Here is a 12,603-nt window from a genome sequence, read left to right on the forward strand (position 1 = left end):
GGGTGGTGACGCTGGTGGGCGCAGCCGTGGTCGCGCGACGGATGGCGACGGTGGTGGTCTTCACCTTCTGTCCGGGGATGGCCCGCTGGACGCCGTTGACGACCACCACGTCGTCAGGGCGCAGACCGCCGCGCACCACGCGCAGCCCGCCGCTGACCGGCCCAAGCTGCAGAGCGCGCGGCTGCACGGTTCCGTCCTTGGCCACCACATAGGCCACCTTGCGCGCCGCATCGGCGACCACTGCGGCCTCGGGGATCAGCAGGGCGTCATAGGCCCCGGAGCCTTCGACCCGGGCGCGGCCGAACATGCCGGGCTTGAGGAAACCGTTCGGGTTGGCGACCAGCGCGCGCATGCGGATCGCGCCGCTCTGGTCGTTGACCGCGTTGTCGGAGAAGTCGATCGTGCCGGTCCAGCGGAAGTCCGGCTCATCCTGCAGTTGCACCTTGACGCTGGAGCCGCGCCCGGACGCCTCGCGTTGATATTTCAGGAGCTGAGACTCCGAGGCGTCGAACACGAAGTGGATCGGGCTGGTGGAGACGATGGTGGTCAGCACGTCGGCGGACGAACTGCCGCCAGCCACCACGTTGCCCGCATCGACCCTGCGGTCAGAGGCGACTCCCGACACCGGGGCGGTGACGCGGGTGAACTCCACATCCAGCCGGCGGGCGCGAACGTTGGCGTCGGCCACCAGGGCCGCAGCGCGTTTGGCTTCGAACTCCTCACGCGAGATCGCCTCGGCGGCGAGCAGGGTCTTGGCGCGCTCGACCTCGCCGCGCGACTGGGCGGCCTGGGCTTCGGCGGCCGTCAGCAGGGCCTGGGCAGGGCGGGGGTCCAGGGTGAACAGCAGCTGGCCCTTCTTCACGTACTGGCCGTCGCGGAAGTGCACGCCCTGGAGGTAGCCGCCAGCGCGGGCCCGCACCTCCACCCGCTGGGTGGCCTCGAAACGGCCGGTGAAGTCGTCCCAGTCGACGACACGCTCGCGCAGCGGCGTGGACACCGAGACCATCGGCGTCGGCTGTCCTTGCTGAGCCGCCGGCGGTTTCCCACATGCGCTCAAGACGAGGCATGACAAAGCGGCGCCGAACAGCGCCCTGACAGTTCTGTAGCGGATGCCCTATCCCCAAGGCTCGCGGGCCCTGCTGGGGGCCGTAAGTCAACAATTGATGACTTTTAAAGCGCCTTGTGCGAAGCTATGTCAACACCTGTTGACAAAGATTCCGGAGGAACGCCATGCCCGCCCCGGGCTTCATCGTCACGCGCCGCAGAAGCGCCGAGACGACCCGCGCCGCGATCCTCGAGGCGGCGCGATGCCGCTTCTCCCGCGAGGGCTATGAAGGGGCGGGCGTGCGCGACATCGCCGGCGACGCAGGCGTCGACGCCGCGCTGGTCTCGCGGTATTTCGGCGGCAAGGACGAGCTGTTCGCTGCGGTGCTGGAGCTGTCGGCCAAGCCCGACGAGCTGTTCTACGGCGCGCCGGAGGAGTTCGCAGCGCGGATTGCGGCGCTGCTGGTGCGCGACCCCCAGGATGACGCCAAGATGGACTGCGTGCTGATCATGCTGCGATCGGCGTCCTCGCCCAAGGCCGCTGCGGCGATCCGGCAGTTCTGCGAAGCCCGCTTCTACGGTCCGATGGTCGAATGGCTGGGCTGCGCCGACGCGGCGGTCCTGTCTAGGCTGCTGGGCGCGCTGATGATGGGCATGGGCGTGACGCGCGCCATCAGCCCCGACCTGGATCTCGACGCCGCGGGGCGCAAGGCGCTCGAACGCAGGGTCGAGGCGGTGCTGCTGGCGATGCTCCGGCCGAGTCAAGCCGCCGATTGAGCCGCGACCACCTGCTTAAGACAGGCCGCGGCGCCGCCTGGGGTTCCCCTTGTGCTAGCATGGCTGACGTCAGGTTACGCCGGAGGCAGTGATGCGCAAGTTCCTGCTCTTGGCGGCGCTGATCGTCGGTGTTCTGGCCGCCGCGACGCCCACACAGTCGCAGATGTTCGGCCGCCCGAAACCCGTCGCCGCCGATCCGTCCTCGATCGACTGCGCGGCGCTGGCGCGGATGCCCAATGCGCCGATGACCCAGGCCGCCTGCGAGCAGATGATCGGCCAGGCCAAGGCCATGCAGTCGGCGATGGACGATCCCGCCGGCCAGCGCCCCGGAGACGCAGCCATGACCTGCGACGAGGTCAAGGCCGAGCTGTCCACCCAGCAGAACATCGGAGTGTCGCGAGACCATCTCGCCGAGGGCCAAGCCGCCAGCGCGGACTATCTGGCGAGAGAAAAACGGGTGCAGGCCGAAGGCGCCGCGCTCGCCGCGCGGCAGGCGGCGGTCAATACCGGTGCGGCTGCGCTCAGCCTCGTGCCCGGAGTTGGCGCTGCGGCGTCCACCGCCGCGGCCGCCTCGACCATGGCCGCGACCAGCGCATTCGGGCAGCGGGCCAATGCGGAGCTGACGCCCGCGCGGCGGCGGTTGAGCAGTTCGACCGCCGCCTCCATGGGCGATGTGACGCGTTCGATGCAAGACAATCCGCGCTTCGCGACGCTGGCGCGGCTGGCCCAGGAAAAGAACTGCCGATAGGCGGGGCTACTGGCCGCGGACGTAGGATCCGGGCGCCGGCTCGATGGCCTTCAGCTTGCCGTCGCCGACCTTGCGGGCAGGTTTCGTCTCGGCGTCTTGCTCGGTCAGCCAGGTCCGCCATTCCGGCCACCACGAGCCGTTTTGCTTGGCGGCCGTCGCCATCCAGCCTTCCGCGTCGTCGGGCAGGGTGGCGTTCGTCCAGTAGCCATGCTTGTTGGCGCTCGGCGGATTGATCACGCCGGCGTTGTGGCCGGAACCGCCCAGCAGGAAACGGGCAGGGCCGCCGAACATCCGGGCGCCCGAATAGGTGGCCTCCCAGGCCGACACGTGATCGTCCTTCAGCGAGATCACGAACACCGGCGCCGTCACCTTGCCCAGGTCCAGCGGCGTGCCTTGCAGGACCACCGCGCCGGGGTTCTTGAGCTGATCGCCCTTCAGCATGTTCTCGCCGTAGGTGCGCAGGAAGGCCGCCGGAATCCGCGCGCCGTCGGCGAACCAGTAGAGGATGTCGGAGGGAGGCGCTTCCTTGTCGAGCAGGTAGTGGTTCACCACAGAGGACCAGATCAGGTCGTTGGCGCGCATCAGGCTGAACAGCTTCTGCAGGTCGTGGCTCTCGATGTAGCCCTTCGAGTGGAGGTTGCGGTGCAGCGCCTCCATGTCGCCGTCGCCCATGAACACGGCCCATTCGCGCAGGTCGCTGAACTCCAGCAGGGTGCCGATCATGGTCAGCGAGCCGACGCGGTCGGCCTCACCCTTGGCGGCGAGATAGGCCGCCGCGCACGCCGCCAGCGTGCCGCCCATGCAGAAGGCGGCGAGGTCGACGTCCGGCTCGCCGGTCGCGTCACGGACCGCGTTCATCGCCTCGACAACGCCGTCGACGACATAGCTGGCGAGGTCCTTGTCGCGCAGCTCAGGTCCGGGATTGATCCAGGAGACGACGAACACGGTGCGCCCTTCGTCGACCAGCCACTTGAGCAGGCTCGACTTCGGCTGCAGGTCCATCAGGTAGTACTTGTTCACCAGCGGCGGCACGTAGAGCAGCGGGCGGCGGGCCACCTGCGGCGTCGTCGGCGCATACTGGATGAGCTGGAACAGCTCGTTCTGGTAGACCACGTCGCCCGGCGTCGCGGCGATGTTCACCCCGAGCTCGAAGGTGTCGGCGGCGCGGCGCTCGACGATCCCCTTGTCGGTGGCGACGTCGGCCAGCAGGTTGGCGAGGCCGCCCAGCAGGTTGACCCCGCCGGTTTCCAGCGACTTGCGCAGCGCCTCGGGGTTGGTCAGGGCGAAATTGGTCGGCGCCACCGCGTCCAGGTACTGGCGCAGGATGAACGCCACCCGCAGCCGGGTGTCAGGGTCGACATTGTCGACCTTGGCGACCAGCTCGTTCATCTGCCGGCCGGCCAGCAGGTAGCTCTGCTTGAGGTGTTCGAACAGCGGCTGTTCGGTCCAGGCGGGGTCGGAGAAGCGGCGGTCGCCACGGGCCGGCTCGATGACCGGGTCAGCGGCCTGGCCGCCCATCCGCCGCAGGGTCGCGCTCCACAGCGACGACCATTCGGCGAACGCCTTCTGCTGCGCCTCCACCAGCACCGTCGGCTGGGTCATCAGCGACAGGGCGAAGTTGAACATCGCGCCGGCCTTGTCCGCCGGGTCGAAGGTCAGGGCGGTGGGCGGCGCCATGGCCTTCTTGGCCGCGGCGCGGGTCGCCTGCGCTGCGTTGATGAAGATCTCGGCCAGCGCTTCACGCGTCGCGGCGGGATCCGGCAGCTTGGCTTGGAAGGACCGTTGGTTGGTTTCGTCGGACATGGGACTCGTCGTGTGCTGGACGGATGAATGCGCCGCGAACTCACGAGTACAGCACCAGGGCGGGGCGCGACGCTTTGCGCTCGCGCGCGGCGGAAGCTCAGGCGGTGGCGGTCAGTCGCGGGCGCTCGGTCAGACCCAAGAGCTCGTCCAGAGCCGCGCAGGGCCGAGGAGAAACATAGAGGAAGCGCAGCAGGTCGTCCGGATTTTCCCGCGCCCAGGCCGGCGAAGGATCAGACGCCATGTCCAGGGGCGCAGCGTCGTTGGCGGCGTGGTTCATGGCGAGAGCGGACATGGGGACCTCCTGCGTGAGATTTCCAATAGCCACATCTATCTCGCACTTGCGAACAACATTTGTACATCGATGGTCAAATTGATCATTTTGCCGCAGATTGGAAGGCGACTTGCCCCAAGGCCGTGAACCTATCGCATCTGCGACAGTTCTGAGTGCCCGCCTCTGAGATCGGTTGATCGGTTCATGTACGACGAAGTTTCCGCCGGCCCGCCGTCGCTCGCCCTCACGTTCGCCGAGGCGTTCCGGCCCTCGCTCGAGCTCGCCACCCTGTTCGCGGCGGCGCCGTTGCTGTGGGCCGCGCCGCGCGGGGACGGGCGCAAGGTGCTGGTGCTGCCGGGTTTCTCCCTGGACGACACGTCCACCTACTGTCTTCGCAGCTATCTGACGTTCCTCGGCTATCACGTCTCGGGCCTCGGCATGGGCCCCAACTTCGGCGACCGCACCCTGGGCTCGGACAGCCGCAGGCTCGGAGCCAAGATCGACGGCCACAGGGGCGAGGGGAAGATCATCTTGATCGGCCATAGCCTCGGCGGCGTTGTCGCCCGCCAGTACGCCCGCCGACATCCTGACCAGATCGAGCGCGTCATCTGCCTGGGCAGTCCGTTCGCCGGCGACGAGACCAGCATGAACGAGGGCGTCGTCTGGCTGCGTCGGCACATGACCGGCGAGGACCGCAGCATCGTCACCGACCGTTCGCCGCTGCCGGTGCCGCATACCGTCATCTACAGCCGCAGCGACGGGGTGGTCTCGCCGTTCGACTGCCGCGACAGCGCCGAGGACGCCGACAACATCGAGGTGCCCGGCAGCCATATCGGCCTGGTGGTCAACGCCGCGGCGTTCCGGATCATCGCCGAGCGGCTGGCGCAGATCGCCGCCTGACGCGAAGTGCGGCGAACCGCCGACGATCGACCGGCGCCCGCAGGGGCCCTGCGTCAGGCCGGCCAGCCGATCTCCATCCAGTCCATCACCAGCGCCGGCCTGTCGCCGCCTTCGATCTCGACGGTCATCCGCATCCGGATGACCACCCCGCCGTCGGGCTTCGGTTCCGCCCCGACGACCTCGCCACGCATGCGGATGCGCGAGCCGGTGACGACAGGCGCGAGGAAGCGGACCTTGTCGTAGCCATAGTTCAGGGCGCGGCCTTGGCCCTTAGAGCGCACCATCTCGCCCATCATCTTGACCGTGAGCGACAGGGTGAACAGACCGTGGGCGATGCTGTCGCCGTAGGGAAGTTCACGCTTGGCGCGTTCCGGATCGGTGTGGAACCAGGCGTGGTCGCCGGTGGCGTCGGCGAACTCATCGATCATCTTTTGGGTGACGGTGATCCATGGGCTGGGGCCGAAGGGGACGCCGATGTAGTTGGCCATATCGGCCATTCCCATAGGTGCGATCGTGTTGGTCTCTTCGGTCATGGCGTCGTCCGGCATCGAGTTCTCCCAATTTGCCTAGCGCCGCGAAGTTATCGTTCTTCCGAAGGCGGCTGTCGGCAAGACGCTAACCGGTCTTTCGGGGTGGTGAAATCCCCTGGCCTGGCCAAACCCCGCTCGCCGAACGCCCGGGGCGCGATCGTCACCCGCGGCGGGACGCCTGCTGACAGGGCTTGAGCCGGCGCCGCAGACCCGTTACGGAACAGTCTGTCAAACATACTGCCGAAAGGGTTGTTTCGTACTGGTCGATTTACGAAATCTGCTCGTGAGTACAGCATGTTGGCGGGTGTAGTTCAGAGGTAGAACGCAAGCTTCCCAAGCTTGATGTCGCGGGTTCGATTCCCGCCACCCGCTCCATTCCCCGGCCCAACGCCCCGATCCATCGACACCGGCTGGCTGCAACTGGCCTTGACCTGATCAGTCAGGCGTCTGCGCCCCGCGCGCCAAACGCCAGCCCACCAGGCCGGCGCCAGCCAGAATAGCGGCGGCCAGCAGGAAGGCCGCGCCTGGGTGCGGCAACGCCGCGCCAGGGCCGATCGAGGCCGCGTAGACCGCACCGAACAGCAGCGGCGAGACGATGCCGGCGATGCTGGCGAGGCTCATGTTGGCGCCTTGCAGCTGGCCTTGCTCGGATTCCGAGACCCGCCGGGTCATCAGCGCCTGCAGCGTCGGCATGGCCAGGCCCCACAGGCAGTTGGGCAGCAGCGCCAAGGCGAAGGCCAGCCCGGTGGGCGCGAGCCCCATGCCGGCCAGCCCGGCCGCACCGCCGAACAGGCCGATCATCATCGTCCTGCGCTCGCCCAGCCGCTTCACCGTCGGGCCGATCAGCAGCCCCTGGACGCAGGCGTCGAGCACGCCGGCCAGCGCCAGCACGATCCCCACCGCCGCCGGGCTCCATCCATAGCGGTGGGCCGCGTAGAGCACATAGACGGTCGAGAAAACATGATGGGAAAAGTGGACCAGGAAGTTGACGCCGCCCAGGCCGATCAGCTCGCGATGGCGGCGCAGCAGCGTCATCGCACCGAATGGGTTGGCGCGACGCCAGGCGAACGGCATGCGGTGTTCCCGGGCCAACGACTCCGGCAGCACGAACAGGCCGTAGATGAACGCCAGGCCGCTGAACGTGGCCGCGGCCCAGAACGGTGCGCGGGGAGAGATCTCGCCCAGCAACCCGCCCATCAGCGGACCGGCCACGAAGCCCGCGCTGAACGCCGCGCCGATCAGGCCGTAGGCGCGGGCGCGGCCTTCCGGCGGAGTGATGTCGGCCATGTAGGCGTAGACGGTCGTGAAGCTCGCCGAGGTCGCGCCGGCGATCAGCCGGCCCAGCGCCAACCACCAGAGGTTCGGCGCCAGCGCCATCAGCACATAGTCCGCCGCCAGTCCTGCGGTGGAGATCAGGATCGTGGGCCGGCGCCCATACCGGTCGGACAGCGAGCCGATGATCGGCGAGGCGACGAACTGCATCGCCGCCCACAGGGCCACGAACACGCCATTGATCACGCCGGCGCGTGCGTTGGAGCCGGTGAACTCCTCGATCAGGCTGGGCAGAACCGGCATCACAACGCCCATCGCCAGGATGTCGAGGATGGCGGTGACGAAGATGAAGGCGAGGACCGCCGTTCGCCGCGATCCGGAGAGCGGGGTCATGGTTTCAGCGTCAGCGGCAGGCCGGCGGTGACCAGTACGACGCGCTCCGCCGCCGCCGCCAGCACCTGGTTGGCGCGGCCCGCCTCGTCACGGAACTGCCGGGCAAGGGCGTTGTCCGGCACGACGCCCTGGCCGACTTCGTTGGTCACGACGACCACCTGCGCGGGCGTCAGCGAGAGCGCCAGGACCAGTCCGGAGACCTCCAGCGCAAGATCGGCGTCGTCCAGCAGGTGGTTGCTGAGCCAGAGCGTCACGCAGTCGAGGACCGCGACGTCTGCGCCTTCGAGGGCCGTCACCGCCTGAGCAAGCGCCCGTGGCGCCTCGACCGTCGACCAGGTCTCGCCCCGGTCGGCGCGGTGCGCGGCGATGCGTTCGGCCATCTCGGCGTCGAGCGCTTCGGCGGTGACGATCATGGTCGGGCAGACGCCAGTCTCCCGGGCGTGAGCCTCGGCGATCCGGCTCGCATAGGCGCTCTTGCCCGAACGGGCGCCGCCGATGACGAGGGTGAAGGCCATGCCGGCTCCATGATTGACGGCCCTGGGCGCAGGGCCTACTGGGCGGCTGCGGCAGGTTTCCCCGCAAGGGGACTAAGAGGGAACTCAGGTGCGACACCTGGGCTGCCCCCGCAACTGTAAGCGGCGAGCCCGCGCGTCAACAGCCACTGGACCGACGGTCTGGGAAGGCGGCGCGCAATGGGCTGTGACCCGTGAGCCAGGAGACCTGCCTGCCGCAGTCGTCCTTCGTCCGGCCGGGGTGCGCCGAACGAACGGGTCTTCCCGTGAGGCGACGTTGTTGGGCCGTGGGTGACCGCGGGCGGCGACGCGCCGTCCTCGCGTAATCCTCCGCGACCCGTCGTCAAGCGGAGGGCTTATGCCTATGAAGACGTTGCTATTCCTATCCACCGCCTATGTGGCGATGACCCTGGTCGCCAACCCGGCCCAGGCCGCCGATGCGACGGCGCCGACCCCCGACGTCGCCGGCCGCGAGGGCTCCGCCGGTCTCACCGAGGTCGTGGTTACCGCCACCCGTTCGCCGCAGCCGGAGACGCGTATCGGCCAATCGGTCACCGTGCTCGACGAGAAGACCATCGTCGCCAGCCAGGGGGTGACCCTGACTGACATTCTGGAGGAGGCGCCCAGCGTCGCTTACAGCCGCAACGGCGGCCCGGGCACGGCGGCGACGGTGAACATCCGTGGCGCCGAGGGGCAGCACACGGTGGTGGTTGTCGACGGCGTGAAGCTGAACGACCCCTCGTCGACCCAGGGCGGTTTCAACTTCGGCAACCTGCTCATCGGCGACATCGGCCGGATCGAGATCCTGCGCGGCGCCCAATCGACCCTATGGGGCAGCCAGGCGATCGGCGGCGTGGTCAATGTCGTGACCCGCGAACCGCAGGCCCCGTTCGAGGCCACGGCGGACGCGGAGGTCGGCGCGCGCGACACCGCCTACCTGCGCGCCGGCGTCGGCGGCCTGGGCGAGCGACTGAGCTGGCGGCTCGCCGGCGCCTATTACTCAACTGACGGATTCTCCGCCTACAAGCTAGGCAAGGAAGACGACGGCTATCACAACGGCGGCGTCAGCGGCCGAGTGCGGCTGGCGATCACAGACAATGTCTCGGCGGAGGCGCGCTCGGTGTGGTCCAAGGGTCGCACCGACATCGACGGCTTCAATGTCGATTCCGCCGAGGTCGGCCGCACCGAGGAACTGGTCGCCTATCTGGGCCTCAACGCCGCCCTGCTGGACGGCCGTTTCAAGAACCGATTGGCCTACGCCTACACCGACACCGATCGGGAGAACGTCGATCCCGTCAGGACCGCCGCGCCGGTCACCTTCGACGCCGCCGGCCAGAACCGGCGCTGGGAATACCAGGGGTCGTTCGCGCTTTCCGACACATGGAACGCGACGTTCGGCGTGGAGAGCGAGCGAGCTCGGATGCGGACACGTTCGCCCTCGGTCGCCCAGCCCAATCCGGCGTTCATCCGCGGCCGAGTGGGTCTCGACAGCGCGTATCTGCAGGTGCAGGGCGTTATCGCCGACGGCCTGACGATCACCGGCGGCGTGCGGCACGACGACCATGACACCTATGGCGGCAAGTCCCTGGGCCAGGCGGCGGTCGCCTGGTCGCTGAACGACGGCGCGACAGTGCTGCGCGCCAGCTTCGGCCAGGGCTTCCGCGCGCCAGGCCTCTACGAGCTGTTCAGCGAGTTCGGCAACACCACCCTGGCGCCGGAGTCCTTCGACGCGTGGGATGCGGGGATTAGGCATCGGTTCGCCGAGGGCGTCAGCGTGTCGGCGACCTACTTCCACCGCGATGCGGATAACGAGATCCGCTTCAACTCGTGCAACATCGGGACCACCGATCCGCTGTGCGCGCCGCGCGGGGTGAGCCGTTTCGGCTACTACCTCAATGTCCAGAAGACCCAGGCGCAGGGCGTGGAGCTCGAGGGATCCGCCAAGATCGGTGAGAGGCTGTCTCTGAAAGCAAACTACACCTGGACGGAGGCGCTCAACGACTCGGGCGCCAATCGCGGCAAGCAGTTGACGCGGCGGCCCGAGCACATGGGCTTCGCCCAGGCGACCTACGACTGGCCCATCGGCCTGTCGACGGCGATCGCGGCGCGCTATGCGGGCAGGACTTTCAACAACGACGCCAACACCATAGCGGTGTCCGATTATGTCGTCGTCGACCTGCGCGCGACCTATCCGATCCGCGAGGGGCTGGAGGTCTACGGCCGCGTCGAGAACCTGTTCGACGAGGACTACCAGACGATCCTCAACTTCGGGACGCCGGACCGCGGCGCCTTTGTCGGCCTGCGGGCGCGTTTCTAGATGGCGCTGGTTCATGGCTTCGGTCGACACGGCGGGCGGTTGGGCGAAGCCCGCGCGGCTTTCCCGCTGGCGCCGGAGCCATGGATCGATCTCTCCACTGGCATCAACCCCCGACCCTGGCTTGGACCGCGGCCGACCCGCGCCGATCTGGCGCGGCTGCCCGACCCCTTGGCGTTGCGTTCGATGGAGCGCGTTGCGGCGGCGGCGTTCGGCTTGACGGATGCTGACCGCATTGCGTCCACGGCCGGCGCGGAGGCCGCGCTTCGCCTGCTGCCCACCGTGACCGGCGCGCGCGAGGCGCTCATTGTCGGCCCGACCTATGGCGGCCATGCCGAGGCGTGGTCGGCTTCCGGCGCGCAGGTGCGCGAGATCGCGACGGACGACCTGGCCGCTGCGGACGGCGAGGTGATCGTCTTGGTGAACCCCAACAATCCGGATGGCGCCGTGACGCCGCCGGCCGCCCTCCTGGAGATCGCGGAGCGCCAGGCGGGGCGGGGCGGCTGGCTGATCGTCGATGAGTCGTTCTGTGACACGCGCCCGCAGCTCAGTGTCGCGCCCTGGGCCGGCGGGCGGCTGGTGGTGCTGCGCTCGTTCGGCAAGTTCTACGGGCTAGCGGGCGTGCGGCTGGGTTTCGCCTTGGGCGAGCCGACGCTGATCGCGCGATTGCGCGGTCTGCTGGGCGACTGGCCGGTGAGCGCGGAGGCGATCGCCGCCGGCGCGGCCTATGCCGACGGCGCCTGGGCGCAGCGGGCGCGTCGGTGGCTGAAGCGCCAGGCGCAGAGGTTGGACGGCGTGCTGGCCGCCGGGGGATTCGAGACCCTCGGCGGCACGACTCTGTTCAGGCTGACGCGGTCGCCGCACGCCGGCGCCTGGTTTCGCCACCTCGCGGAGCGCGGCCTGCTGGTCCGCCCCTTTGGCGACCAGCCGCAATGGCTGAGGTTCGGTCTGCCGCCGGTCCATGCCTGGCCGAGGCTCGACCAGGCTTTCGAGGAGTTCCGACCATGAGCGACGAGGACGCCCGCAACGCCGAGCACGCCGAGGCGATGCGCGCATTGAAGGCCCAGCGCGAGGCGCTGATGGCGACCAAGACCGATAGCGAGACCGGCCTGCTGCTGGTCCATACCGGCGACGGCAAGGGCAAGTCCACGGCCGGGTTCGGCATGGCCGCCCGCGCGTTGGGCTGGGGCCGCCAGGTGGGGATCGTTCAGTATGTGAAGGGCAAGTGGATCACCGGAGAGCGACAGTTCTTCGCCCGTTTTCCTGATCAGGTGCGCTACGAGGTGATGGGCGAGGGGTTCACCTGGGACACCCAGGACCGCGCCCGCGACATCGCCGCCGCCAGGCGCGCCTGGGAGACTTCGCTGGAGATGATCGCCGATCCGGGCGTGGATTTCGTGCTGCTGGACGAACTGAACATCGCCCTGCGCTACGACTATCTGCCGATCGATGAGGTTGTCGCCGGGCTCAAGGCCAGGCCGGCCGGGAAGCACGTCTGCGTCACCGGGCGCGACGCCAAGCCGGAGTTGCTGGAGATCGCCGACACGGTCACCGAGATGCGGCTGGTCAAACATCCCTTTGACAAGGGGATCAAGGCGCAACGGGGCGTCGACTTTTGACGCCGGCTCCGACCAGGCGCGCGGTGGCCGCGGGATTGGCGGCGGGCGCGATGCCGGGGCCGACGAGCGCCTCGGCGACAGCGCCGCAGCGGATCGTGTCGCTCAACCCTTGCCTGGACGTCATATTGGTCAATGTCGCCGACCGCGCTCAGGTGGCGGCCATCAGCCACTACGCGCGCGATCCCGACGGCTCCAACATCGCCCACATCGCGCAGTCTTTCCCGATCACCTACGAGAGCGCCGAGGAGGTGGTGGCCTTGGCGCCCGACTTGGTGCTGGCCGGACGCCATTCCTCGCCGGCCACCCGCAACGCCCTGCGCCGGCTGGGGGTTCGCGCCGAGCTGTTCGGCGTCCCCGAGACGGTGGCCGACAGCCTTGATCAGGTGAACGCCATCGCCGCGCTCTGCGGGCGCTCCAGTC

13 protein-coding genes, 1 tRNA gene and 1 riboswitch are annotated in these 12,603 nt (G+C 68.7%); of the genes, 8 read left to right on the plus strand and 6 right to left on the minus strand.

All coding sequences use genetic code 11. The features are described 5' to 3' along the window. Positions 1-1,006: efflux RND transporter periplasmic adaptor subunit (locus Q8M88_RS10665; RefSeq protein WP_305597142.1), on the minus strand; the 1,006-nt coding region annotated here is incomplete at its 3' end. Positions 1,007-1,230: 224 nt separating this feature from the next. Between Q8M88_RS10665 and Q8M88_RS10670 the strand changes: the two genes are divergently transcribed. Continuing rightward, positions 1,231-1,821 (plus strand): TetR/AcrR family transcriptional regulator, encoded by a 591-nt coding sequence (locus Q8M88_RS10670; protein ID WP_305597143.1) that lies wholly within the window; start codon positions 1,231-1,233, stop codon positions 1,819-1,821. A gap of 91 nt (positions 1,822-1,912) precedes the next feature. Beyond that, positions 1,913-2,569: a hypothetical protein gene (locus Q8M88_RS10675; RefSeq protein ID WP_305597144.1), complete on the plus strand. Its 657-nt coding sequence runs from the start codon at positions 1,913-1,915 to the stop codon at positions 2,567-2,569. Positions 2,570-2,575: 6 nt separating this feature from the next. On the opposite strand, the gene Q8M88_RS10680 is transcribed toward Q8M88_RS10675, so the two are convergent. Together Q8M88_RS10680 and Q8M88_RS10685 are read right to left on the minus strand one after the other, a co-directional pair. Then, positions 2,576-4,372 (minus strand): alpha/beta fold hydrolase, encoded by a 1,797-nt coding sequence (locus Q8M88_RS10680; protein ID WP_305597145.1) that lies wholly within the window; start codon positions 4,370-4,372, stop codon positions 2,576-2,578. Positions 4,373-4,469: 97 nt separating this feature from the next. After that, positions 4,470-4,664, minus strand: coding sequence for a hypothetical protein (locus Q8M88_RS10685; RefSeq protein WP_305597146.1), 195 nt, complete (start codon positions 4,662-4,664; stop codon positions 4,470-4,472). Between the two features lie 183 nt (positions 4,665-4,847). Between Q8M88_RS10685 and Q8M88_RS10690 the strand changes: the two genes are divergently transcribed. Next, positions 4,848-5,543 carry an alpha/beta fold hydrolase gene (locus Q8M88_RS10690; RefSeq protein WP_305597147.1) on the plus strand — a complete coding sequence of 232 codons (696 nt, stop codon included), beginning with the start codon at positions 4,848-4,850 and terminating at the stop codon, positions 5,541-5,543. 53 nt (positions 5,544-5,596) lie between these two features. Here the strand turns inward: Q8M88_RS10690 and Q8M88_RS10695 are convergent, their stop codons facing one another. Next, positions 5,597-6,091, minus strand: coding sequence for a MaoC family dehydratase (locus tag Q8M88_RS10695; RefSeq protein WP_305597148.1), 495 nt, complete (start codon positions 6,089-6,091; stop codon positions 5,597-5,599). A gap of 282 nt (positions 6,092-6,373) precedes the next feature. Between Q8M88_RS10695 and Q8M88_RS10700 the strand changes: the two genes are divergently transcribed. Next, positions 6,374-6,448: transfer RNA gene (locus Q8M88_RS10700), tRNA-Gly, on the plus strand. A 60-nt stretch (positions 6,449-6,508) separates the two neighbouring features. On the opposite strand, the gene Q8M88_RS10705 is transcribed toward Q8M88_RS10700, so the two are convergent. Then, the gene (locus Q8M88_RS10705) at positions 6,509-7,738 is read right to left on the minus strand and encodes a TCR/Tet family MFS transporter (protein WP_305597149.1); all 1,230 of its coding nucleotides are present in this window, start codon (positions 7,736-7,738) and stop codon (positions 6,509-6,511) included. Beyond that, complete coding sequence (gene cobU, locus Q8M88_RS10710) at positions 7,735-8,253, minus strand: bifunctional adenosylcobinamide kinase/adenosylcobinamide-phosphate guanylyltransferase (protein WP_305597150.1); 519 nt, start codon at positions 8,251-8,253, stop codon at positions 7,735-7,737. Before cobU ends, Q8M88_RS10705 begins: the two co-directional genes overlap by 4 nt. Positions 8,254-8,289: 36 nt before the next feature. Next, a riboswitch (cobalamin riboswitch) is annotated at positions 8,290-8,481 on the plus strand. Positions 8,482-8,614: 133 nt separating this feature from the next. Here cobU and Q8M88_RS10715 point away from each other — a divergent pair. The 4 genes from Q8M88_RS10715 to Q8M88_RS10730 all read left to right on the plus strand — a co-directional run. After that, positions 8,615-10,567, plus strand: coding sequence for a TonB-dependent siderophore receptor (locus tag Q8M88_RS10715; RefSeq protein ID WP_305597151.1), 1,953 nt, complete (start codon positions 8,615-8,617; stop codon positions 10,565-10,567). Then, complete coding sequence (gene cobD, locus Q8M88_RS10720; RefSeq protein WP_305597152.1) at positions 10,568-11,572, plus strand: threonine-phosphate decarboxylase CobD; 1,005 nt, start codon at positions 10,568-10,570, stop codon at positions 11,570-11,572. Further along, positions 11,569-12,183, plus strand: a complete 615-nt coding sequence (gene cobO / locus Q8M88_RS10725; RefSeq protein ID WP_305597153.1) for a cob(I)yrinic acid a,c-diamide adenosyltransferase — start codon at positions 11,569-11,571, stop codon at positions 12,181-12,183. The genes cobD and cobO overlap by 4 nt, the downstream gene beginning before the upstream one ends. 50 nt (positions 12,184-12,233) lie before the next feature. Then, positions 12,234-12,603 (plus strand): ABC transporter substrate-binding protein (locus tag Q8M88_RS10730; RefSeq protein ID WP_371132675.1); only part of this gene is annotated, 370 nt, incomplete at its 3' end.

The organism is Phenylobacterium sp. (assembly GCF_030693805.1).
Classification (GTDB): Bacteria; Pseudomonadota; Alphaproteobacteria; order Caulobacterales; family Caulobacteraceae; genus Phenylobacterium.

Bases quoted from the DNA above. Each gene is read 5' to 3' on its own strand.
- Q8M88_RS10670 (WP_305597143.1), top strand. From the start codon at position 1,231: ATGCCCGCCCCGGGCTTCATCGTCACGCGCCGCAGAAGCGCCGAGACG.
- Q8M88_RS10675 (WP_305597144.1), top strand. From the start codon at position 1,913: ATGCGCAAGTTCCTGCTCTTGGCGGCGCTGATCGTCGGTGTTCTGGCC.
- Q8M88_RS10680 (WP_305597145.1), bottom strand. From the start codon at position 4,372: ATGTCCGACGAAACCAACCAACGGTCCTTCCAAGCCAAGCTGCCGGAT.
- Q8M88_RS10685 (WP_305597146.1), bottom strand. From the start codon at position 4,664: ATGTCCGCTCTCGCCATGAACCACGCCGCCAACGACGCTGCGCCCCTG.
- Q8M88_RS10690 (WP_305597147.1), top strand. From the start codon at position 4,848: ATGTACGACGAAGTTTCCGCCGGCCCGCCGTCGCTCGCCCTCACGTTC.
- Q8M88_RS10695 (WP_305597148.1), bottom strand. From the start codon at position 6,091: ATGCCGGACGACGCCATGACCGAAGAGACCAACACGATCGCACCTATG.
- Q8M88_RS10705 (WP_305597149.1), bottom strand. From the start codon at position 7,738: ATGACCCCGCTCTCCGGATCGCGGCGAACGGCGGTCCTCGCCTTCATC.
- cobU (WP_305597150.1), bottom strand. From the start codon at position 8,253: ATGGCCTTCACCCTCGTCATCGGCGGCGCCCGTTCGGGCAAGAGCGCC.
- Q8M88_RS10715 (WP_305597151.1), top strand. From the start codon at position 8,615: ATGAAGACGTTGCTATTCCTATCCACCGCCTATGTGGCGATGACCCTG.
- cobD (WP_305597152.1), top strand. From the start codon at position 10,568: ATGGCGCTGGTTCATGGCTTCGGTCGACACGGCGGGCGGTTGGGCGAA.
- cobO (WP_305597153.1), top strand. From the start codon at position 11,569: ATGAGCGACGAGGACGCCCGCAACGCCGAGCACGCCGAGGCGATGCGC.